Source organism: Bacteroides sp. K03, assembly GCF_019734355.1.
Classification (GTDB): Bacteria; Bacteroidota; Bacteroidia; order Bacteroidales; family Bacteroidaceae; genus Bacteroides; species Bacteroides nordii.
Map to the genome: position 1 here is coordinate 58,198 of NZ_JAASHC010000003.1, position 22,884 is coordinate 81,081.

The 22,884-nt window shown below is 44.7% G+C and carries 19 protein-coding genes; 10 read left to right on the top strand and 9 right to left on the bottom strand.

The annotated features are described in order from the left end of the window. Positions 1-9: 9 nt before the first annotated feature. From HCG69_RS02905 to HCG69_RS02935, 7 genes are all read left to right on the top strand, one after another. Positions 10-840: a transporter substrate-binding domain-containing protein gene (locus HCG69_RS02905; RefSeq protein ID WP_002561685.1), complete on the top strand. Its 831-nt coding sequence runs from the start codon at positions 10-12 to the stop codon at positions 838-840. A 377-nt stretch (positions 841-1,217) separates the two neighbouring features. Continuing rightward, positions 1,218-2,204, top strand: a complete 987-nt coding sequence (locus HCG69_RS02910; RefSeq protein WP_195349549.1) for a Gfo/Idh/MocA family protein — start codon at positions 1,218-1,220, stop codon at positions 2,202-2,204. A 65-nt stretch (positions 2,205-2,269) separates the two neighbouring features. Beyond that, a complete protein-coding gene (locus HCG69_RS02915; protein WP_002561687.1) occupies positions 2,270-2,713 on the top strand; it encodes a VOC family protein in 444 nt (147 codons plus the stop codon). Between the two features lie 503 nt (positions 2,714-3,216). Beyond that, positions 3,217-3,738, top strand: a complete 522-nt coding sequence (locus HCG69_RS02920; protein WP_221648775.1) for an RNA polymerase sigma factor — start codon at positions 3,217-3,219, stop codon at positions 3,736-3,738. Further along, positions 3,735-4,160 carry a hypothetical protein gene (locus tag HCG69_RS02925; protein ID WP_195350717.1) on the top strand — a complete coding sequence of 142 codons (426 nt, stop codon included), beginning with the start codon at positions 3,735-3,737 and terminating at the stop codon, positions 4,158-4,160. Before HCG69_RS02920 ends, HCG69_RS02925 begins: the two co-directional genes overlap by 4 nt. Positions 4,161-4,200: 40 nt before the next feature. Continuing rightward, positions 4,201-4,665, top strand: a complete 465-nt coding sequence (locus tag HCG69_RS02930; protein ID WP_221648776.1) for a DUF4252 domain-containing protein — start codon at positions 4,201-4,203, stop codon at positions 4,663-4,665. Positions 4,666-4,686: 21 nt separating this feature from the next. Further along, complete coding sequence (locus HCG69_RS02935; RefSeq protein WP_221648777.1) at positions 4,687-5,577, top strand: hypothetical protein; 891 nt, start codon at positions 4,687-4,689, stop codon at positions 5,575-5,577. A 106-nt stretch (positions 5,578-5,683) separates the two neighbouring features. Here the strand turns inward: HCG69_RS02935 and HCG69_RS02940 are convergent, their stop codons facing one another. From HCG69_RS02940 to lpdA, 5 genes are all read right to left on the bottom strand, one after another. Continuing rightward, on the bottom strand, positions 5,684-6,178 hold the full coding sequence (locus HCG69_RS02940) for a flavodoxin (RefSeq protein ID WP_221648778.1): 495 nt from the start codon (positions 6,176-6,178) through the stop codon (positions 5,684-5,686). A gap of 192 nt (positions 6,179-6,370) precedes the next feature. Continuing rightward, positions 6,371-8,407 (bottom strand): thiamine pyrophosphate-dependent enzyme, encoded by a 2,037-nt coding sequence (locus tag HCG69_RS02945; RefSeq protein ID WP_221648779.1) that lies wholly within the window; start codon positions 8,405-8,407, stop codon positions 6,371-6,373. Between the two features lie 304 nt (positions 8,408-8,711). Then, the gene (locus HCG69_RS02950) at positions 8,712-10,055 is read right to left on the bottom strand and encodes a dihydrolipoamide acetyltransferase family protein (protein ID WP_221648780.1); all 1,344 of its coding nucleotides are present in this window, start codon (positions 10,053-10,055) and stop codon (positions 8,712-8,714) included. 149 nt (positions 10,056-10,204) lie between these two features. Continuing rightward, a complete protein-coding gene (locus HCG69_RS02955; protein WP_221648781.1) occupies positions 10,205-10,939 on the bottom strand; it encodes a lipoate--protein ligase family protein in 735 nt (244 codons plus the stop codon). Continuing rightward, positions 10,939-12,288 (bottom strand): dihydrolipoyl dehydrogenase, encoded by a 1,350-nt coding sequence (gene lpdA / locus HCG69_RS02960; protein ID WP_221648782.1) that lies wholly within the window; start codon positions 12,286-12,288, stop codon positions 10,939-10,941. The genes HCG69_RS02955 and lpdA overlap by 1 nt, the downstream gene beginning before the upstream one ends. A 111-nt stretch (positions 12,289-12,399) precedes the next feature. On the opposite strand from lpdA, the gene HCG69_RS02965 reads away from it, so the two are divergent. Further along, entirely contained in the window at positions 12,400-12,867 is a 468-nt protein-coding gene (locus tag HCG69_RS02965) for a nucleoside deaminase (RefSeq protein ID WP_002561697.1), read from the top strand. Positions 12,868-13,149: 282 nt separating this feature from the next. Here HCG69_RS02965 and HCG69_RS02970 read toward each other — a convergent pair whose 3' ends face one another. Next, complete coding sequence (locus tag HCG69_RS02970) at positions 13,150-14,712, bottom strand: OmpP1/FadL family transporter (protein ID WP_221648783.1); 1,563 nt, start codon at positions 14,710-14,712, stop codon at positions 13,150-13,152. A 29-nt stretch (positions 14,713-14,741) separates the two neighbouring features. Further along, on the bottom strand, positions 14,742-16,040 hold the full coding sequence (locus HCG69_RS02975) for a hypothetical protein (protein ID WP_221648784.1): 1,299 nt from the start codon (positions 16,038-16,040) through the stop codon (positions 14,742-14,744). 437 nt (positions 16,041-16,477) lie between these two features. On the opposite strand from HCG69_RS02975, the gene HCG69_RS02980 reads away from it, so the two are divergent. Further along, on the top strand, positions 16,478-18,718 hold the full coding sequence (locus HCG69_RS02980) for a hypothetical protein (protein WP_221648785.1): 2,241 nt from the start codon (positions 16,478-16,480) through the stop codon (positions 18,716-18,718). Positions 18,719-18,967: 249 nt separating this feature from the next. Then, positions 18,968-19,813, top strand: a complete 846-nt coding sequence (gene prmA, locus HCG69_RS02985; RefSeq protein WP_195570483.1) for a 50S ribosomal protein L11 methyltransferase — start codon at positions 18,968-18,970, stop codon at positions 19,811-19,813. A 131-nt stretch (positions 19,814-19,944) separates the two neighbouring features. On the opposite strand, the gene HCG69_RS02990 is transcribed toward prmA, so the two are convergent. Together HCG69_RS02990 and HCG69_RS02995 are read right to left on the bottom strand one after the other, a co-directional pair. Beyond that, a complete protein-coding gene (locus HCG69_RS02990) occupies positions 19,945-20,838 on the bottom strand; it encodes a glycoside hydrolase family 25 protein (RefSeq protein WP_370634108.1) in 894 nt (297 codons plus the stop codon). A 211-nt stretch (positions 20,839-21,049) separates the two neighbouring features. Then, the gene (locus tag HCG69_RS02995; RefSeq protein WP_221648786.1) at positions 21,050-22,693 is read right to left on the bottom strand and encodes a diphosphate--fructose-6-phosphate 1-phosphotransferase; all 1,644 of its coding nucleotides are present in this window, start codon (positions 22,691-22,693) and stop codon (positions 21,050-21,052) included. Positions 22,694-22,884 lie beyond the last annotated feature (191 nt).

Genomic DNA, 22,884 nt, shown 5'->3' on the forward strand with positions numbered 1-22,884 from the left:
CGTGAACCTATGAAACCAATAAAACGGAAATATCTGAAATACCTGTTACTGGGAGTCATATGCTTTCTGGTACTTTGGCTCTGGCCACAGAAGAAGGAGAAAGAGAACGGACATCCGCGAGACTATGCCGAGATCATTGCAAGCGGCATTCTCCATGCAGCAACAGAATACAATTCTATCAGCTTTTACGTGGACGGTGATACGGTGACGGGCTTTCACTACGAACTGATAGAAGCCTTCGCCCGGGATAAGGGAATCCAGGCACAGGTATCTCCAGTGATGAGTTTCGGGCAACGGTTGCAAGGATTAGAAACAGGAAAGTATGACGTTATCGCCTACGGCATCCTGGTGACCAGCGAACTCAAGGACTCTTTACTTCTCACTTCCCCCATCATTCTAAGCAAACAGGTGTTAGTTCAACGCAAACCTGTATCCGAGCACGATTCACTCTTTGTCAAAAATCAGCTCGATCTGGCAGGGCGGACACTCCATGTAGTAAAAGGTTCGCCATCCATCCTCCGCATTCGCAATCTGGGAAATGAGATAGGAGATACGATTTACACCAACGAAGTAGAAAAATACGGTTCGGAACAACTGATAGCAATGGTAGCTCACGGAGATATCGATTATGCCGTGTGCGACGAAAGCATTGCCCGGGCAGCGGCAGATTCGTTGCCACAACTTGACATCAGTACGGATATCAGCTTTACACAATTTTATTCATGGGGTGTCAGCAAGCAATCACCTGTATTACTGGACAGCCTCAACTCCTGGCTTACAAAATTCCGTGAAGGAAAAGAATACAAAGAAATCTACCGAAAATACTATGGCAAGGAGTAGGAAGTGATTTGTAAGAGAATAAAAGGTGAAAAGCCTGGCTTTGAGATTTCAATGTCGTATATTGGTCAATGGATTCATAAAGGAGATTCAGTTAAACTGCACATAAAGGAGGGGCACTACGCGCTCTCCTTTTTTTATGCACATACGTCATAGAAAGCCTGCGAGCTGGATACTTCATGCTATTTTCCCCGGTACTCGCCAAAAGTTTCCCAATATGTTACGGTTTGTTTCCCGGTATGTTACGATAGAAATACCACTGTGTTATGATGCAAACAGCATTTTCTCTCAAAAGGAACGCTTTTAAGTTAAGAATCAATAAATATGCTCTTGACAGAAAAATATTCTTATCTTTGTGATCGTAAAAAAAACAGATAGGTATGAGTGAAAAGATTATTAAATGGGGCTTCATCGGTTGCGGTGAAGTGACAAAGAAGAAAAGCGGCCCTGCGTTCCAAAAGGTGGAAGGCTCTGAGGTGGTGGCCGTAATGAGTCGTGACGGCTCCAAAGCAAAAGCTTATGCAGAGGAAAGAGGTATCAGAAAATGGTATGACGATGCTCAGGAGCTTATTGATGATCCGGAGGTAAACGCCATCTACATTGCCACTCCCCCTTCCTCTCACGCCACATACGCCATCATGTCAATGAAAGCCGGCAAGCCCGCCTATATAGAGAAACCAATGGCCGTCACTTATGAAGAGTGCACCCGTATCAACCGTATCTCACGCGAAACGGGCGTTCCTTGTTTCGTGGCTTACTACCGTCGCTACCTGCCCTACTTCATCAAGGTAAAACAGCTTGTGGAAGAAGGTGCTATCGGCAATGTAATCAATATACAAATCCGCTTCGCCCAGCCTCCCCGCGATCTGGACTATAACCGCGACAACCTACCCTGGCGGGTGCAGGCAGACATCGCCGGAGGTGGTTATTTCTATGATCTCGCCCCTCACCAGATAGATTTATTGCAGGAGATGTTTGGTTGCATCCTCGAAGCCAGTGGTTATAAAAGTAACCGTGGCGGATTGTATCCGGCAGAAGACACATTGAGTGCCTGCTTCCAGTTTGACAACGGACTGGTAGGGAGTGGCTCCTGGTGCTTCGTTGCACATGAGTCCGCCAAGGAAGACCGTATCGAAATTATCGGTGACAAAGGTATGATCTGTTTCTCCGTCTTTTCATTTGATCCCATTGCACTACATACGGAACGAGGACGGGAAGAGATACATATCGAAAACCCTGAACATGTACAACAACCGCTTATTCAGGCAGTGGTAGACCATCTGTTAGGAAAATCAATCTGTACGTGCGACGGCGAAAGTGCCACACTTACCAATTGGGTGATGGATAAGATACTGGGAAAGATATAAAAGTCATTGCTAATGAATAATTCAAGAAACACACGTATAAGAATAACCATAAAAATTCGACAACAATGAAATTTAGTAATGTAAGATTATTGGTTAAGGATTTTGCTAAATGTTTTAAGTTCTACTCTGAACAACTTGGATTGGAACCGGCTTGGGGCGATGAGAACAGTGGATATGCCAGTTTTAAGGTAGCAGACGGAATAGAAGGATTTGCCCTTTTTGTATCCGATTGGATGGCACCGTCTGTAGGTAATGCGAATAAAGAACTGCCTGTTGGATTCCGAGAGAAATCACTTGTATCATTCAGTGTAGACAATGTTGACGATACTTATACAGCGTTGAAAGAAAAGGGTGTGGTATTTGTTAATGAACCCACCAATATGGCTGATTGGGGAATGCGCACGGTGCATTTGCGCGATCCTGAAGATAATTTAATAGAACTTTTTTCACCATTAGCTCCGGAACAATGTAGTGAAGAGCTAATAGAAGAATGCAAAAAATACGAGTAAAGAGTTTTTCTCTTACAATAAAGCGGGGAATCTCAGATAGTATGAGATTCCCCGCTTTATTGGTACAACATGGTTTTCAAGTATATCAGAATAGGATCTGCCAACAATAAAAGTTAAGTATTTGCCAAACGGTTACCCAATCGTTACCTCTACCATTGTTTATCCTTGCTTAAAGACTCCTATGCAACAGCTTATCAGCAAATGATAGTTTGATAATAGTAAGTGGTACTTCAAATTTAGTTCATACTATGACAACATTTTATTGAAACGCAAATGATCGCAGATTTTCGCAGATTAAATGGCTGCGCTATACTTGAGCAATGATATGCTTTACGTGAATCTATGAGTTTCTGCATTTCAATAAGAGTATCACATAATGATGAACGATTACTTAATAAAAAAGACTGTAACAGAGACAGAAAGCAGCCTATCTTTCCAGTTTACTTAAAAAAATTCTATCTTTGATGTCACGTTTCTCCTCTCCCTCCGTCTTATTGATGTAAATGGAACTTAAACAATTTAAAATAGACGTGCTACCCCTCCGCGAAAAGTTATTAAACTATGCGCGGAAATTGACAGAAGATCCCTCCGATGCCGAAGACGCAGTGCAGGAAGTCATGCTGAAGCTATGGAATATGCGCCAGAGACTGGACGAATACCGCAGTATCGAAGCCTTGGCCATGACCATGACGCACCACCTCTGCATGGATATCTGGCGGGCCCGACGCCCGGACGCCCTTTCACTGGATCAGGTGCAAGCCCCCAGCCAATCGGCTACTCCGGAGCGAGTACTCGAAGAGAAAGATGAATTCCGCCTGATGCGCGAAATCATCGACTCGCTACCCAGTCTGCAACGCACCATCATACAAATGAAGGACGTGCAGGAATACGAAACAGACGAAATTGCGGAAATCACCGGATGTAATCCTGAAGCTATCCGCAGCAACTTGTCCAGAGCACGAAAGAAAGTTAGAGACATTTACCTGCAAACCATACAAGAAAGAAAAAGGAGAAACGAAGCATGAATATAGAAGAATTATTAAATAAATACTTTGAAGGTGAAACCTCTTGCGAAGAAGAACGCGAACTCAGACACTTCTTCACCCAGGGAATCGTGCCGGAACACCTGAAAGAATACAGCCCCCTGTTTGCTTTCCTTGAAAAAGAAAACAGGCAAGCTAAGGTCACCGATACAGAGCCTGCTACAAAGCAAAGAAAGCTCCGTCGCCACGCCATCTACACCCTGAGCGGAATTGCCGCCGGGCTGCTTCTGCTACTGGGCATTGCCGGTATTCACCGTCACTTCAACGCTATGCCCGACAGCTACGTCATCATCGACGGTAAGTGCTACACGGACGAAAATCTGGTGCGCGAACAAGCTATGGCGGCTTTCCGCAATGTAAGCCTCGACGAAGATGAACTTCTCGACAGCCTCTTTGGCGAATAGAAACAGTAGTAAACTATCAAAAAAAATAAAAAGAACCTATATGAACACAGTCATTCGCACAACACTTATCATCCTGCTATTAGCTGCCTTCCCGGCTGGTATAAAGGCGCAGGAAGATCTGCACAGTGCTTCCGTATTTCAGAAATACGGCAAGCAAAAGGGTGTGACGATGGTAGAATTGTCCCGAGACATGCTGGACTCCTACCGTATCGACCTATACAAAAGTCTGGTTTTCAAAGATGTGACAGAAGCATTACCTTATATACTGGATTGTCTGGAGAAAGACCAGAAAGAAGGAACTATGAAAAAAATACAGGAGATCATCGAAGACGGTAAACTGCTGACTGCCTATTACCAACTCACTCAGGTGAAAAAAGGCAAAGAGAAGCTGAACCGTTTCCTCCTGTTCAAGATCGGGAAGAAAAACAGCGCTACCTTGATCTATATCGAAGGCAATCTGAATTCGGACGAGCTTGTAGCACTCTTATTCCAAAGAAAAAACTAAAACAATAAAAACGATAAAGACATGAAAAAGATCATTTTAGCATGTATGATGCTCTTCCCGTTCATGGGTATTGCAGCACAAGAAAACGAAACCAGAAAACAAACGACCGTAAACACTTCCGGCGACTCTATCATTATCCTGAAGGGAGAAGGTAACGTGAAAATCAAAATCTACGAAGAGAATATCAGTAACGACACCAGACAGGAAGAAAAGCTTTTTGAAGGCGTCTACCTCACCCGTATCGACTCTGACCGCCCAAGCATATTGGATGCGCTCCCCTTTGCACCGAAAAAGCACAACCGCTTCGACCCACATTCCAGTGGTTTTTATATGGGATTCAGCCGTCTCACGAATGATTTCTATAGTTTCGGCCCCACCGGAAAAGCATCACTGGATGCCGGTAAATCCTGGGAAATCGGCGCCAATCTTTTCTCCAGCCATATTGCTCTGACCCGTGATCGTCACTGGGGGATGACCTTCGGGCTGGGTTGGGGATATACCTCTTTCCGTCTGGACGGCAATCAGGCTTTCCTGAAAGCAGAAGGCAGTACGGGTGTCTTTGACGGAGATGAGGAAACGATTTATAACAAAAGCCGTCTGCGCTACTTCCATTTTCGTATTCCTATCTCTATCGAATGGCAGACAAGGATCAACGGACGTCGCCCCGTATTCTTTGCTGCCGGACCGGAAGTGGAAATACGCCACGGTGTGAAATCAATGGCAAAAGTAAACGGACACAAAGAGACACTGGGTAAAGGCATGTATGTACACCCGGTAGGCATCAACCTGCTGGCACAAGCTGGATATGGCAGCCTGGGCTTCTATCTGCGTTATTCTACCTACGGACTCTTTGAAAAAGGAAAGGGACCGGATGTATCGCCAATGGCTTTCGGTATTTGTTGGTATTGGTAGGGAGAGAGAGTGATTAGTGGTAAGTGATTAGCGATAAGTGATTAGTGATTAGTGGGCTGCGCAATCGTTGCCATAGCGCAGCCCACTAATCACTAATCACTAATCACTACTTTATAATCTCCTTGCACCACTCCCTCACCCGCTTGTCCGTCAGTTCCGCCTGATTATCAAGATCAATAACCAAGCCACACCATTGATTGCCACGCAGTGCACGAGACTTATTAAATTTATATCCCTCTGTAGAAGTAAAACCAACCAGGGTGGCTCCGTCTTCTTCAAAAACATCTGCCAGTATGCCCATACCATCTACAAAGTTATCAGGATACTTTGCCTGGTCACCCAGGCCAAAGATGGCTACTTTCTTTCCCTTCAGTTGAAGTGTCCTCAGCTCCGGCAGAAGTTCATCCCAATAGGTAGGCAGTTCTCCGTCAAACCAGGTAGAAGCTCCCACAATCAAATGGTCGTATGCTTCAAAATCATTCTGCCAGGCGTTCTCTACAGAGACTATCTCAACTGCATCACCCAGCTCTTTTTGTATCTTTTTTGCTACCAAGGCCGTCTTATCCGAATTGGCAGCGTAAATCAATGCTATCTTTTTCATATAAGTAATACTTCAAATTAAGTTCATACTATGTGACAGTGTTTTATTGAAACGCAAATGATCGCAGATTTTCGCAGATTAAATGGCTGCGCTATACTTGAGCGATGATATGCTTTGCGTGAATCTGTGAGTTTCTGCGTTTCAATAACAGTATCATATAATGATGAACGATTATTTATCAATCTATCTTTCTTAATATTCCAATAACTCTTTTGCTGCTGCATATATCTTTTCTTCATCGGGCAAAATAGCACGTTCCAGTGCCGGATGAAACCCAACCGGTGTAAATGTGGAACCTACGCGACGAATAGGAGCATCAAGATGCCTGAACATCTCTGTCCCAAGAGTAGCAGCTACCTCGGCACCAAAGCCCGAAAAGACTTTATCTTCGTGCACCACCAATGCCTTGCTGGTTTTCTTTACCGATTCAAAGATAGTCTCTTTGTCTAACGGGATCAGTGAACGAAGGTCGATCACTTCCACTTCCCATCCGTTTTCCTTCGCCAGGCGTTCGGCTACGTTAAGGCAAAAATGGGTAGTATTGCCATAAGTGATAATACTCAGATCGGAACCTTCACGACGGATACGGGCCTTACCAAAAGGTACCTCAAAATCTTCGGGCACAATGGCTGAGGCTTCTACTGAATTGTACAGAGCTTTCGGTTCAATAAACAAAGTGAATCCCCGCGAACGCATACTTGTACGAAGCAGTCCGGCCGCATCATCGGCAAAAGAAGGACACACAATCCGCGCTCCGGGAAGGGTGGTAAGAGCTCCTTCTATGTTTTGGGAGTGATACAGTCCGCCACCGATATAACCACCCGAAGCTAATCTCAGGGTGATATTGGGAACAAATTTTCCGTTGCTTCGCCAGTACTCGTGTGTACACTCTACGTACTGCTCTACGGCCGGCCAGAAATAATCGGCAAACTCAGCACCCTCTATCACAACATGTATCTTCGGGTCGAAGCGACACATACCATTGGCTGTACCTACGATATAATCTTCGGCAATCGGTGCACTGAATACACGGGCATCGCCAAACTCCTGTTGCATGCCTTTGGTGACATTAAATACGCCTCCTTTTTCTTTGTTTGCCACATCCTGTCCCCAGATAAAGGTATCGGGATTGCGCCTGAACTCAGATTTCAGTGTTTCATTAATAGCAGTCACCATAAAAGCCTTCTCTCCTTCTACCTCATTGTGAGTTCCATCCGGGTACTTCTTCGGTTCATAAGGTTCCGGCAGTACAAAGTCAAAAATCGACTTCGGATCGGGATCGGGAGCAGCAAGTGCTTTGCGATTGGCAGCACTAAGCTCTTTTTTCGCTTCGGCTTCTATCTTTTGCAAATCCTCTTCCGACAGTCGTTTGTAACGGAGCAACATCCGGCGGAATTTCATCAGCGGATCGGCGTCTTTCACATAGGTAAGTTCGTTCTCATCGCGGTAAAGGGTATGCTTGTCCGAATTGGAATGCGAACCGATACGGACACAATTGGCATGCACAATCACCGGGGTGCGATTGGCAATGGCAAACTCACGGGCTTCGGTCATCGCATTCATAGAGTCGAACACGTCTTTGCCGTTACAATGAATGATTTTCAGATTCTTAAAGCCGGAGAAGTTATCGGCAACTTTACGGTTGGCAGTCTGCTCATCTTTCGGAACAGAGATACCATAACCATTGTCCTGCCATACAAAGATAACAGGCAGGCGCTCAAGACTGGCCCCATTGACAGCTTCGTAAACAAAGCCCTCGGAGGAGGCCGATTCACCATGCGAAGTGATCGCAACACCCCGGTGGCCGTAGTAAACCATAGCCCGGGCTACGCCTGCGGCATGCAAGTCGTGTGTACCGGTGGCAGAAGAGACATTTTCAATGTGCCACTCCGGTTTGGCGAAGTGATTGGACATGTGACGACCGCCACTACCGGGGTCGGTAGCTTTGGAAATGCCGTTTAGAATCAGTTCCTCTACACTCATTCCGGCAGAAAGAGCGGTAAGCATATCGCGATAGTATGGGAAAAGAAAATCTTCTCCTTTGGTGAAAACCTGCCCGATAGCTAACTGAATGCCATCATGCCCCGCATAAGGGGCATGGAAAGACCAACCCAGAGATTGTAATAAATAAGACGGCGTTTTCTCGTCAAGGGCACGTCCCAGGGTCATCAGATGATACCACTTACGAAGCGTGGCTTCGTCAGTAGTCTTAATATCATATTTCTTCATAAATAGTTCTTTGTGCTTCCCGCACGGGGAGGTGCGGCAGGCGATGATTGTATATTAATGGGGTTATCGATGTGTATTTTTATTTGACATTTAGGGGATACTTCGAGGGAGGCTTCGGGAGGGGGTGTTGTGACATCGTGATGTCATGCCCGGTGACATCGTGATGTCATGCCTGGTGACATCGTGATGTCATGCTCGGTGACATCAGTGTGTCATGACTGGTGACACAGGTGTGTCATGACCGGTGACACAGGTGTGTCATAACAGCATCCCCAAAAAGCTGTCCAGAAGCGCTACAGGAGCACTATTCTGAGGTGAAACGCTCTAAATAGTCTGCAATAAAACGGAGGAAGTTACCCCCTAATGAGCCATCTACTACCCGGTGGTCATAAGAGAGAGACAGGTACATTTTGTGCCGGATAGCGATCACATCTCCTTCGGGAGTTTCTTTTACAACCGGCTTCTTCTCAATACTCCCCACACCTAGGATAGCGACCTCCGGCTGATTGATTACCGGAGTACCAAAAAGCATCTTAAATGTACCGTAGTTGGTGATTGTAAATGTTCCGCCACTAATCTCGTCAGGAGTCAGCTTATTATTGCGGGCTTTAAGTGCCAGTGAGTTTATGCTCAGTGCCAGTCCGTTCAGGTTCAGACGGTCGGCATCATGGATGACAGGTACAATCAGATTACCGTCATTCAGCGATACGGCAACCCCGATATTGATGTGCTTCTTAAACAGTATATTGTAACCGTCAACAGATACATTCACCTGCGGATAAGTAACCAATGCTTTAGCTACCGCCTCTGTTATGACAGGCATATAAGTCAGCTTCACACCCTCCCGACGGAAGAACGCATCTTTATTCTTCTCACGCCAATGAACCAGCTGGGTCACATCAACTTCGACTACATTGGTTACGTGTGGAGAAACTTTCTTCGACATTACCATATGATCGGCAATAATCTTACGGACAAAATCCATAGGCTTCACTTCCACATCCGAAGTAGAACCGGCTACCGGAGCAGACGAGACAACCGGTGCAACCGGAGCAGTGGTAGCAGCAGATACAGGCGAAGTAGCCGGAGCTGTACTCACCGGAGCCTCTTTGGCTATAGCGGCTGCTTGCTGAACAGTAACTTTAGGCGCAGCAGGACTACCACTCTTCTTCCGGGCAATGTAATCTTTGATATCTTTCTTACTCAACCGCCCCTCATAGCCTGTACCGGGAATGGTATCCAGTTCTTCCCTCTGAATTTTTGCCTCCCGTGCCAGCTGTAACACAACGGGTGAGTACCAACGCTCTTCTTCCGCTTTCACTACTTTCTCCTGTGGAGAGTCAGAAGTGGGTATTCCGCTTGCAGGTTGCTCTGTTTCGGTTTCTTCCTGTTCGCCTTCGCCTTCTCCCCCCATATCTACAAGGGCTACTACAGTTCCTACCGGCACCGTATCGCCTTCTTTAAACAATATCTCTACCACCTTACCGGCTACCGGAGACGGAACTTCGGCACTCACTTTGGCAGTATTTACCTCAAACAACACATCGTCTTCCTGAACGACGTCGCCTACTTGTACCGACCAGGATATAATGGTACCTTCAGTGACACTCTCACCCAATTTGGGCATCTTTATTTCAAACTTTGGCATATAACTTATTCTTTTATTATTATTGACTTATATAGATTAAACAACCTTCCAGAATAGAAAGTTCCGAATTAATAGTTTATAGTTGTTGTCACACCGCATAATAACTGTCAATTGTCCACTGTCAATTGTCAATTGTCCACTGTCCCCTGTCAATTCCCCCAAATCCACGCTTCCGTAGCATACTTTTCACGCTTCAGCCGTTCAATAGCTTCTATATCATTACGGGTGAAACGATAGATAGGATTCTCTCCATTCTCACTCAAAAAGTAATGAAACAGGAGCCGTAGAAAGCGTCGCATATCCGGAGGCTGTTGCAAATGCCTGCACACATTGGTCACTTCACTTTTTACTGACGGCACGGCGCGCACTATGTGAGAACCGGGAGCCAGTACTTCCGGCTCCGACCTGCCATTGAGCGAGGCATTCAATGCCTCGATGTTTGTAGAAAAGAGGAGTGTGCAGTGATACATCACTCTGTTTTTGTGGATACACTGCGCACTACCGGATATCTTCTGCCCGTCGATATACACCCCTAAGCGACTGTCCGCACTGGCAGTAATCCCTACCGTTGCCAGAAAATCAATGGTCTGTTGCAGATAATAGTTGAAGTCGGGCTGAGTAGCAGTCTCTATGAAAGTGAGGTTGACATTTCCCGCATCGTGATAAACTGCACCTCCACCGGAGAAACGGCGGGCAATCCTCACACCGTACTGCTGCGTGTAGTCCGTATCTACTTCTGCCTCCACACGCTGATGTTTGCCGATAACCACCGTAGGAGTTGCCTGCCAAAGCATGAAATAGTTCTCACGCTTCTGCTTCAACAGATATTCTTCTGCTGCCAGATTGAAATAGATATCCGTACAGCGGTTGTCTATGCAGAACATCAGGCAAAAAGGGTTTCATGGAAAATCTCTCCCACCGTGGGGTGAGGAAATACACTCTTCTTAAACTCTTCTACCGTATATCCGTGCTCGATGGCAATACCTGCCACTACAATTAGTTCCGAAGCCGGATTCCCCAACAAGTGACAGCCGATGATATGCTCATCTTCATCAAGAATCAGTTTGCAAAGCCCATTTCCCAATTCATTCTCGGCAATAAAACGCCCGGAGTAGACCATTGGTAACTTCTGTACCCGGTAACTCACCCCTCCGGCAATCAGCTCTTCTTCCGTCTTCCCCACCCCCGCAAGTTCGGGATTGGTATAAACTACTCCGGGAACGTAGTCGTAGCTCATCTTATCTTCTACGCCTAAGATGTGATTAATAGCCACCTCACTCTCACGGATGGCGGTATGTGCCAGCATCGAATGGCCTGTAATATCACCACAAGCATATACATGCGGGTGAGAGGTTTGCATGTGCTCATTTACTTTCACTCCACTACGGTGTAGCTCGATGTTCAGTTTATCAAGCCCCACCTGGCCTATATTTGCTTTACGTCCCACGCTGACTAATATCTTATCTGCTTCAAGCACAGTTGTTTTCCCGTCTCTCTCTACTGTAACTCCTGCCTTACCTACTTCAATCACTTTTGTATTCAGATAGAAATTAACACCCCGTTTCGTATAGTCTGCCCGGAGCATGGCGCTGGTTTCTTTATCCATCGCACCCAGAATTTCGGGCATCATCTCGATCACTGCTATCCGCACTCCCATACTGTTGAAGAAAGAGGCGAACTCCATACCGATTACACCACCACCAATGATGACGAGTGACCGGGGGAGCTGCGTTGACTCCAGGGCTTCTTTTGAAGTCCAGTAATCTACATCCGTAAGCCCCTTTATCGGAGGAATCACCGTATCAGAACCCGTACAAACCATCAGATAGGTCACCTCATATGATTCGCCCTCACTGCTAATGTGTATTCGCCCGTCCTTCTCCCCCACTATGAGGGCTTCATGCTCCACAATCGTTACTCCGTAGGAAGTTACCGTCATTGTCACTCCTCCCGTCAGCTTCTTCACTGTCTTGTCTTTGCGGCTGATAATCTTTTCCATATCAAACGCGGGAAGCCCGGAGACGGAAACACCATACTTGGATGCTCCTTTTATATTATCCAGCACTTTGGCGGAGTACAATAATGTTTTGGTTGGGATACATCCTTCATTAAGGCATACACCCCCCATTGCTTTTTTCTCAAACAGTACGGTTCTCAGACCGTTGGCCCCTGCACGCTCGGCAGCGGTATATCCGGCGGGACCTCCGCCAATGATTGCTATATCAAATTTCATACGCTGATTGTTTTTAAATAAAATATGATATAACAACAAATAAAAGAAGAACTTGGTTGTCGGGAATTGTCTGAATGATTACCTTTGCCTTAAAACCAAATCTTAAAAGATATGACTAAGGAAGAATTAATGCGGAAAGCCATTGAGCTTTCAAAAGAAAATGTCGCTAATGGTGGTGGCCCGTTTGGTGCTGTTATTGCCAAAGATGGAGAGATTATTGCTACCGGAGTAAACCGCGTAACCGCCTCTTGCGACCCTACAGCCCATGCGGAAGTCAGCGCTATCCGTGCTGCTGCTGCCCAGCTTGGTACATTCAACCTAAGCGGTTACGAAATATATACTTCGTGTGAACCCTGCCCGATGTGTCTGGGAGCGATCTATTGGGCACGACTGGATAAAATGTATTATGGCAATAACAAAACGGATGCAAAGAATATAGGGTTCGATGACTCATTTATTTATGACGAACTGGAGTTGAAGCCCGCAGACCGGAAATTGCCTTCGGAGGTACTGCTCCACAATGAAGCTATCAAAGCTTTTGAAGAGTGGGCGGAGAAGGAAGATAAAGTGGAGTATTGATTAACCATATTAACATTCGCTGAGAATCATACGTACTATGCCTGACAAAGAATGCATAGTTCAGATGTAAACTATGCATTTTAAGGGAGCGTTAAAATACATTTTAAGGCATTGTTAAATACGTACTTTAGGACTCGTTATATTATCTTTCCTAAATGGTAACATAAAGCGTTGCAACATAGAAGTATACGCTATATAAAACAAGAATCCCCGGAGTACTGCATTTCTCCGGGGATCTTTTTCACACACAAAAGTTATAATTGCAATTGAAACTCTTCTTTTTTAGAAACGCATGCCGATGGTAAAGAGTACCTGGCTGCGAGTGTTGGTAACGTCCGTCTTGTTAAGATATATATCTTCAAAGGCATAGAACTTCTCTTTATAAGTACTGTATTTATATGCGAGATCTGCATAAAGCAAGCTGCCACGATAACCGATACCGATGGTATAATTGCTAAGCGCCTGGGCATTGGCAAAATCTGTATCTGTACTTATTGAGTTTATAGGTAAGTTCTTGAAAGCATTATCCTTAAAGGCAGAAGTGCTGTAATTGTATCCCAAACGGAAAGCAAATTGCGGAATCACCTTATACTCTGCCCCTACGCGAACCGTACTAACTCCTTTCAGCATACTGGTCTGGCCATTTTCCCAAGTCATTGCATCACCTTCGGGGTAGTTGAAGCGCATTGTTGAATAATTTTCATATTCATACTCCGCACCGATAGCCAGGCTACTGCCCACTGTATATCCGAGACTGAAATTATAAGTCCACGGTGTACGGAAACTATACTCGCGGTTCATATCACCCACCAAGTCATAGGTATCAATGGTGGTCCGAGTCAGTTTATCACCCAAAAAGACATCGGAAACCATACGAGAGCTTGTAGTCAGCGTAAGTTTATAGAATGTAGGAGAGTGCACAGACACACCGAAACGCAGAGGAGAGGATTCGATGGGACGTACAATGGCTCCCAGCTTAAAGTCAAATCCACTACCGCCAATCTTGTTCCAGCTTTCCAGCAAATATCCTGTCTCGCCATAGTTCTCGTCATAAGAAGAGTACTTCTTATAGTCTACGTCATAAGCACCTATTGTCATTCCGAAATAGAAACGGTCATTGACGTTGAACGATACGTTGAAGTCATATTGATCAATTCCGCCTCTTTCCTCAGAGTGAAACTTAGCATAGGGGATATCGGTAGTCATCGGTCTGTAGAGGTTTCCACCCCATTGGTCTTTTCCATCTTCAATTATTAGATGACCTTGAGAGCCCAATACGGAAAGCCAGCCCAAATCCTGATCGCGAAAAGCTTCACGACCTTCAAAATATTTGCTGTCTTTCACTCCATTCGCCTGATTAGCCATCTGGTAGGTTTGGGTTACAATTCCATCGCCAGGCGCTGTGTTCAGCAACCCCTCCATGCCCATATTCTTATAGAACGACTTCGATTTGTGATAGTTGAATCCGAAATTCACATACCGCAGAGGCGTCTGATTACCTATCTTTGAAGAAAACACAAAACCTATATTATCAAATCCTCCACGGTTCTTATCCCATTTTGAATTATAAACATTGTCAAGTCCCTTGTATGTGTTCTCCATCCCATAGGCTGAGAAACTGAAAGTAGTCATCACATCGTTACTGCGGTAGATTCCGATACCAGCCGGATTTGTTCCGATAGTGGATATATCTCCTCCTAAAGCACTCATTGCGCCACCCATACCGACAAAACGGGCGGTTCCATTTAAATCCTTACCAGTAAACTTAGCAGCATCGTATATTGTCTGTGCCTTTGCACTGCCTGCAAGCAGGGCGGCAGCCGCTATAATCATTATCTTTTTCATAATCCTTACCTTTTAAGTTAATACTACGGTTATCTCCGGCTACTACTGCTACGGCTGGAACCACCGCCACCACCACTGGAACGGGAGGAACTACCACCACTATATGAACCTGCACTGGAGCGCGAACTACCGCTGCTACTGGGAGAATAACTTCTACTGGAAGAAGGAGTAGACGACGAACGTGAACTTCCGCTTGAATAGCTGCTACGGCTGGAAGGCTGCGTTGAGCTACCTCTGTTGTAAGTAGAACTCGGACGGCTACTGCTACTACTGCTCGGTCTGGAGGAAGAGCTGCTGGAAGGACGGCTTACCTCAGTCCGCGAGCTACTATTATAAGTACTGCGCGTACTGCTCGGACGTGTGTAGGTAGAACGACGTGAAGAGCTTGCTTCTCCCCTGTCCGTACTTACTCCCGGACGACTGCTGGCAGAGGTACGTGTACCTACAACCCGGCTTGAAGACGAAGCATTGGTACGACGGGAAGTGCTCGTTCCGCCTGCACTTGGGCGACGGGAGGCATCTCCTGAGGTATATGTACGACGGGAAGTACCCGACGAATACCGGTCGCTGTTTCCGTAAGACCGACGATTGGTATAACTGTTATTGCTCCAGTAGTGACCTCCGCCACCCCAACCCGGATAATACCCGGGATAATGATGATGATGTCCCCAGTGACCACCCCAATAGCCGCCACCATACCAACCACCGTACCAGCCGCCATAATATCCGCCCCAACCGTAATAAGGACGTGACCACCCCCAACCCCAACCGGGACCGTAGGAATTATAGCGCCAATCCCACCACATCGGATTGCTGAACGTAGGGAACGCATAGGCATACAAGCCGTCAGTATATACGTTCCAGTCCCATGAATTACTTCCGTAAACAATATCCCAATAGAACGGGCTACTGATACTTACAGCAAAACGCGGATTACGGAAACGGATGATGCGTTCTGCATATTCGTAATCGTCCTGCGAACCGTTGAACTCACCGTTCACCCATTCGCCATCCAGATCCGGGCGTGATTTCTCTTTAATATATAAGGTGTCATCCTCCATCTCGAAGTCGTTTTCACGTGCATCGTAGCGGCGGTTATACTCGTCCACATCTCGGGTATTTCCTTTGCGGTCCTGAACAACAACAGTTGTCCCCGGAGACGTATAAATATTCGTCGTGGCCTGTCTCCTCACCGGTTCCTTCTTCTCTGGTGCCGGCTCTTCCTTCTCTTTGGAAGGAATGAAGTAGAGGTCATCGTCATAGCTCTGTGCCATCAAACCTATAGGGAGACACAAGGCAATCAACAATAAAAAAACAATCTTTTTCATATCTCTGTGGTTTATGGGTTTATTTTTTTTAATCCTTTTATTCACATTACAAAGATAAGCAAGGTATTGTTGCTTTTCGGGAGATTTTCCCCAAACAATAATAGGGAAATCCCTATTTATAAAAGATTAAGAAGCTGATAAAAGCCTTTAATACTTTACCTCAATGGATAAAAAACAGAAGGATGTAGGGAATTGTTTCCGGGAGAAGAAAAGTTAACCATGAAGGTTGCATGTAGCCGGGGCGTAGTCTCCATGTAGGCAAGGCGTAGTCTCCAAGCAGGCAAGGCGTAGTCTCCAAACACCCTGTTTGTTCTCCTTTTACCATAGTAATCTTTACAAGGCAGAACAGCCGTTTAAATTAAAAACTCATTTCGCTTTCAATTTCAAAAAATATATATACTTTTGTTCGTCATAAATAAACTTTTAAAAGACAGATTATGAAAAAAGAACTACTATTAATTGGTTTGTCACTGTTTTCCGTGACAACATCGGCACAACAAATCCATTCCATAATAAGTAAAAAATATGGAATAGAGCACAAAACATCTATCAAAACAAAGCAAACCAGACAAGCAGAAACAGAAAAACAAAAAGAGTATCAGAAAATGGTGGAAACACAGGTGAATACCAGCATCGCACGCCATAAACTGGAAAATATGCGCGAAACCATCGAAAGGGCAAGCGTCAACCTCCTGGACGAAGCTGTCATCGAAGGATCGGAGAGACGCACATACACCTATTCGCCCGACGGCAAACGTGACGAAGAAAAGCTATACCATTGGTACAATAATGAATGGCGGCTGGATAATGTCTATAAAAGAATATACACGTATGACGACCAACAACGCTGTACCGGACGCACTATATTAGATGATGGCAGAGAAATATCCAAAATTACCATCAGCTATGAAGGTGGAAACACCATCTACAAATACTACAGAATAGGAGGACCCGAGCAAACATTGGTGGCCGACTATGAAAAAGGTTACGATGCAGAAAAGCGCGAAACCCTCTACAAATTATACGACGAACGAGGTATCCTGAGAGACTGGAGAGAATTCAGATATGATAATGAAGGAGATCAGGTATTCATGTTATTCTGGAACGGAGCATGGGATGAATATGGCAGCGGAACAAAGTATGAGACGGTAAAAGAAGGTTTAAAAAGCACAAGAACCTCCTACCAATGGAACGCAGAAAAAAAGGAGTGGAATGTTACAGACATCCTGACCATTATCAATAATGAAGCCAAACGCAGCTTGTCCGAAGAACGTTACGCATACAACCCCAATGATGGCACTATCATCTATGGAGAAAAAGAAACCAATGTATATGATACATACAACCGTCTCATCTCTACAGTGGCCGAGGAGTATACGAACGGAAAATTTGAATACTCATACAAAGAAGAGTATACATACTGGGGAACCGAAGCCTACGATCCCGACAGCGAAGAGGAAGACTTTGAAGGTCCGCTACTTACTTATTCTTCTTCTGAGTGGGAAGACGGTAAATGGGTAGAAACCGAGTATGGAAAAATAGAACGCAATGCACAAGGGGTGGCCACAAAGGGTTACTCAAAAGAGATTGACGAAGAGTATATCAACAATCAGTATGTCTTTGTCATCAACGAAGAAGAAGGAACGTTTGACAGTAAGGGAAACCTTATTGCAAGTACAGGAACCTGCCGCTATGAGGACGGAACGTTGTTGTACAACATGAAATCTGAATATGAATATAATGCCCAAAACAAAAACATACGTTCTACTTTCTATAGAAAATACCCGGCAAATGACACCTGGATGTTGCATGAAGAAGATCGTGAGGAATACGATTCATATGGCAGAGCTACCCTGAGGTCTTATCTCTACCGGGATGATAGCAATAACTGGCAAGGATATAAATCAACATACAAGTACCAGTTTGCAACCAAAGACAATGAATATGTGGCAGAAACAGAGTATCGTATAAACAGCAACGGTGAATTCAGTATAGAACCAAGTCATTTCCGTTCTCACCTCCTGAAGGGGCAAATCAAAGAGACGATAGACCAGTACTATGAAGATGGAGTTATAGTCAATGGTAATAAACAGGAAGAAGGAACAAGCAGTATACAGATCACACTGCCCAACCCGGAACGTTATGACGATCATATCGAAATGGAAGAGGTGATGGAAAGTCCGGAGATTTCTTACCGGGCCAGTTATATCTGGGACAATGGTAACTGGTTGCTGCAAGACAAGAACGGATTCCAGCAAGAAGGCAACAACATCACCGTAACATTCCAGGTTGGTGACAGAGAGATAGAAAGAAACGTATACACCTACGATGACCAGAAAAGAATTGTTGCCTATATACAGTATCAGGATACAGAGAAGAGAACAGAAGTGGCATATAGCTACAATAACGACGGATTACTGGACAAGAAAGACGAAAACGGTATTGTCACCCTCTACATCTATTCTAAACATGAGGTGACAGGTATTGAGAAAACAACCGTGTCCGTTCTGCGAATCCAGGGACGTTCCATTACTACCGACAGCACAGAAACACTGTTGCAGGTATACTCCATTAACGGAACCCTCATTGCCAGCGGTACAGGTACGGTTACCCTGCCGGAAAGCGGAATCTACATCGTAGTTACAGACACTGTTCGCCAAAAAGTTATGATCCAATAATGTATGGACATGAATTTATTTACGATTAGACGATTTACGATGTACGATTGAAGTTACTCTTTTAAAAGCCTGTTTCAGTGCTGTTAGAGACAAAGTAATCCCAATCGTACATCGTAAATCGTCTAATCGTAAATAAATTCATTATTATACGGATATAAGGAAATTTTAGTGCAGTTGCCCGGGCTTTTTCGGATATTATACCAGGCAATTGGTATTTTAATTACCTTTGCAAATAAAAACAGAATACATATGAAGTACTTTGAATTCACTTTTAACACCAACCCTTGTACCGAAACAGTCAACGATGTACTGGCCGCTGTCCTGGGTGAGGCAGGATTTGAAAGTTTTGTAGAGTGCGAAGGAGGATTATCAGCTTATATCCAGCAAAGCCTTTGCGATGAAGAAACAATAAAAAATGCGCTTGCTGATTTTCCTTTGCCCGATACGCAAATCACTTACAGCTATGTAGAGGCAGAGGATAAGAACTGGAACGAGGAATGGGAAAAGAACTTCTTCCAGCCAATAGTAATCGGAGACCGTTGCGTGATTCACAGTACATTCCATACAGATGTGCCCAAAGCGGAATACGATATTGTAATCAACCCACAAATGGCATTCGGCACAGGACATCATGAAACCACCAGCCTTATTATTGGCGAATTATTGGATAGCGAACTGCAAGGTAAATCACTGCTCGATATGGGATGCGGAACTTCCATACTTGCTATCCTTGCCCGCATGCGTGGTGCTGCTCCCTGCACGGCTATTGACATCGACGAGTGGTGCGTACGCAACTCCATTGAAAACATTGAACTAAACCAGGTAACGGACATCACCGTAGAACAGGGCGATGCTGCTGCATTGACGGGTAAAGGGCCGTTCGATATAGTCATTGCCAATATCAACCGCAATATTCTACTGAATGATATGAAGCAATATGTCGCCTGCATGCATCCGGGTTCGGAACTATATATGAGTGGCTTTTATGTAGATGACATCCCCGTGATCCGCGAAGAGGCAGAACGAAACGGACTGAGCTTTGTTCATTATAAAGAAAAGAACCGTTGGGCAGCTGTCAGATTAATAATGTGCTAATGTGCCAATGTGCCAATGTGCCAATGTGCCAATTAGCTGCGCAGTATTTGCACAAAGCTAATTGGCACATTATTTAATTGCATATTAACACATTATAAACTGGCACATTGGCATATTAGCACATTGGCACATTATTTTATCGTCATCCTCTTCAGCTCTTCCAGCGAACCGTTAAATACATTCAAGTCCACATCTTCATCAATTCCAGGCACAGTACCAACATCGGAATGCTGCCAAAAGTGCCATTTACCTTCATACTTCACAGAATCCACATAATAGTGAGCAATCCAGTAAGGATACGTATTGAAGATTGAATCATCCAGATAGCGGGTTTTAAATTTGTAAGAAGTATAAAGGATTGGTTTCACACCATAGTGCGCCTCCACCCTGTCGAGCCAGCGCTTAATATTTTGCTGCAATTCCTTCTTTGTCTTTTTCCCGGTTACCTCCACATCCAGCACCGGAGGAAGATCACCCGGAGCAAGTTTCACCGTACGAATAAAGAAATCGGCCTGCTTTAGCGGATCAGTCTTCGGAGAGAAGAAATGATAAGCTCCGCGAATAAATCCATGCTTTCCCGCTTCCGAGAAATTACGGGCAAAAGTATCATCACCATGATCTCCGCCTTCGGTAGCTTTCATAAAAACAAACTCAATAGGATAATCGGTCAGACGGCTCTGCATCAGTTCAAGCCAATCTATATCACCTTGATAATGGGAGATATCAATGCCATGTACATCATAACAACAAGGCACACAAATACCATATGCTTTCAGACCGTAACAAGGTTTCCAACGGTAAGCATAAGGACGTATAAAGAAATAATAAAATGCCCCGGAAAAGATAGCAATAATAAAGATAGCAAGTACATTACGCAGCCACAAGGGCATTACAGTACGGGCTGCTTTTTTTGTTTTTGAGGGAGTACGACGACGGGTACTACGCGAAGCGACAGCATCCATAGGGGTACGACGCGAAGCAGCAGTAGAGGTTTTGCGAGGTATAGGTTTGCGGGAAGTAGTCATATCAGTAGTTAGAAGTCAGTAGTCAGTAGTTAGGACCTATGCAGAGTATTAGTATTTACTACTAACTTAGAATTTAGTAGCTAAAATCTAATAACTGAAATCTATGTAGCATACCAGTATCGTGTTACTAACTTAGAATTTAGCAGCCAGAATCTATACAGCATGCTAATACTGTATAGATTCCAACTACTAACTATCAGTTTCTAACTTCTTATTTAGCTTGTTCAAGCTGCAAAGTCTTGGTAGGCTGATCACAGACTTCAGTAGGACCAAAGTACTGGATAGGACCCGGATATACATAATCCGTAGTCATAGCCCACTGGTCGCGCATAGCGGCAAATGTTTTGAAAGGAGCACCATCCAGTTTCACGAGAGCTTTCTGGATAACCGGTTTCATTTCGCCATGACGACGTTCCATATTCATCATCATTGTGATAGGCACACCACCTGCAATCCATTCTTCGGCAGGAGCAGTAGTATTGCGTACAGATGACATATAACCAGTCTTACCATTAGCAATCAGCATAGAAGCTGTATAGCCCAATGAGTAGCAGTAGTCAGCATCGTAGTTTGACGGAGCAGCGCAACGACCTTCATAACCGAAGAAGTGGTGCTGTGCAGCAAACTTTCCTACATATTTACCTTCTGCCTTCCAGGTAGCCAGTTTGGTAGCAACCATTTCCGACAACAATTTCTCTGTCTCAATCAGCGATACCTGTACGTTTCCGTGCGGGTCACGATCCAGAGTAAGCTGGCGTGCAACACCTTCGGGAAGACTTGCATAGATAGCAGCATTCACCGGAGAGAGCTTGCTGATAATATAATCACGTTGATGAGATTTCTTAATGTGAGAGAACTCTTCTGCATTAGAAGCCAGGAAGTCGTTCAGCTCAGCAATCAAGCGTTTCATAGCCGGGATAAATTCAACAAGGCCTTCGGGGATAAGAACAGTACCGAAGTTATTTCCCTGTGCAGCACGGTCGGCAACCACCTGTGCAATGTAGGTTACTACATCGTCCAGAGACATATCTTTCGCTTCTACTTCTTCAGAAATGATACATACGTTGGGCTGAACCTGCAAAGCACATTCCAGTGCAATGTGAGAAGCCGAACGACCCATCAATTTGATAAAGTGCCAGTATTTGCGGGCAGAATTGCAGTCGCGCTGGATATTACCAATCACTTCTGAGTAAACCTTACAAGCTGTATCAAAACCGAAAGAAGTTTCAATCATTTCGTTCTTCAGGTCACCATCGATAGTCTTCGGACAACCGATTACCTGTACACCAGTGTTCTTTGCTGCATAATATTCAGCCAGCACACAAGCGTTTGTATTAGAGTCATCACCACCAATAATAACAAGTGCTTTGATGCCCAGTTCTTTCAGGATTTCAAGCCCTTTGTCAAACTGCTCTTCCTTTTCCAGTTTCGTACGGCCGGAACCAATAATATCAAAACCTCCTGTATTACGATACTCGTCGATGATATCAGAAGTAAGCTCCATATAATTATGGTCAACCAGACCACCGGGGCCCAAGATGAAACCATACAATTTGCTATCAGCATTGAGAGCTTTGATACCATCAAACAGACCGGAGATTACGTTGTGTCCGCCCGGAGCCTGTCCACCGGAAAGGATAACACCTACATTCATAGCAGGCAGTTTAACAGCTTCTCCGGCTTCAAACTTAATCAATGGCATACCGTACGTATTGGGAAATAATTTCTTGATAGCTTCCTGATCGGCTACCGATTGAGTAGCAGCGCCTTCTACGGCTTTAACAGCCCCTTTCAGCGCTTTCGGAAGTTTGGGCTGATACGCAGCCCTTGCGATTTGCAATGCACTTTTAGTCATTTTCTTTATTTTTATTTAAAGGTGTTAGTAAGTTCGATACTAAAAAATCAAAAGCGATGCAAATTTCGTGTTTTTTTCTGAAATATGAAAGAGCATACGTAAATAATGTTAGCATACCTTTCGGTTAGAGAGACTTCCGGCTATCAACTACAAAAAATGGAAAAGGCGATAAAATGGCTTTTTTGAGGTAT

Coding starts and splice junctions, on each gene's coding strand:
- HCG69_RS02910 (WP_195349549.1), top strand. CDS start 1,218: ATGAGTGAAAAGATTATTAAATGGGGCTTCATCGGTTGCGGTGAAGTG.
- HCG69_RS02970 (WP_221648783.1), bottom strand. CDS start 14,712: ATGAAAAAGATAATGATTATAGCGGCTGCCGCCCTGCTTGCAGGCAGT.
- HCG69_RS02935 (WP_221648777.1), top strand. CDS start 4,687: ATGAAAAAGATCATTTTAGCATGTATGATGCTCTTCCCGTTCATGGGT.
- HCG69_RS02930 (WP_221648776.1), top strand. CDS start 4,201: ATGAACACAGTCATTCGCACAACACTTATCATCCTGCTATTAGCTGCC.
- HCG69_RS02925 (WP_195350717.1), top strand. CDS start 3,735: ATGAATATAGAAGAATTATTAAATAAATACTTTGAAGGTGAAACCTCT.
- HCG69_RS02975 (WP_221648784.1), bottom strand. CDS start 16,040: ATGAAAAAGATTGTTTTTTTATTGTTGATTGCCTTGTGTCTCCCTATA.
- HCG69_RS02955 (WP_221648781.1), bottom strand. CDS start 10,939: ATGTTCTGCATAGACAACCGCTGTACGGATATCTATTTCAATCTGGCA.
- HCG69_RS02920 (WP_221648775.1), top strand. CDS start 3,217: ATGGAACTTAAACAATTTAAAATAGACGTGCTACCCCTCCGCGAAAAG.
- lpdA (WP_221648782.1), bottom strand. CDS start 12,288: ATGAAATTTGATATAGCAATCATTGGCGGAGGTCCCGCCGGATATACC.
- HCG69_RS02945 (WP_221648779.1), bottom strand. CDS start 8,407: ATGAAGAAATATGATATTAAGACTACTGACGAAGCCACGCTTCGTAAG.
- HCG69_RS02950 (WP_221648780.1), bottom strand. CDS start 10,055: ATGCCAAAGTTTGAAATAAAGATGCCCAAATTGGGTGAGAGTGTCACT.
- HCG69_RS02940 (WP_221648778.1), bottom strand. CDS start 6,178: ATGAAAAAGATAGCATTGATTTACGCTGCCAATTCGGATAAGACGGCC.
- prmA (WP_195570483.1), top strand. CDS start 18,968: ATGAAGTACTTTGAATTCACTTTTAACACCAACCCTTGTACCGAAACA.
- HCG69_RS02980 (WP_221648785.1), top strand. CDS start 16,478: ATGAAAAAAGAACTACTATTAATTGGTTTGTCACTGTTTTCCGTGACA.
- HCG69_RS02915 (WP_002561687.1), top strand. CDS start 2,270: ATGAAATTTAGTAATGTAAGATTATTGGTTAAGGATTTTGCTAAATGT.
- HCG69_RS02995 (WP_221648786.1), bottom strand. CDS start 22,693: ATGACTAAAAGTGCATTGCAAATCGCAAGGGCTGCGTATCAGCCCAAA.
- HCG69_RS02990 (WP_370634108.1), bottom strand. CDS start 20,838: ATGACTACTTCCCGCAAACCTATACCTCGCAAAACCTCTACTGCTGCT.
- HCG69_RS02965 (WP_002561697.1), top strand. CDS start 12,400: ATGACTAAGGAAGAATTAATGCGGAAAGCCATTGAGCTTTCAAAAGAA.
- HCG69_RS02905 (WP_002561685.1), top strand. CDS start 10: ATGAAACCAATAAAACGGAAATATCTGAAATACCTGTTACTGGGAGTC.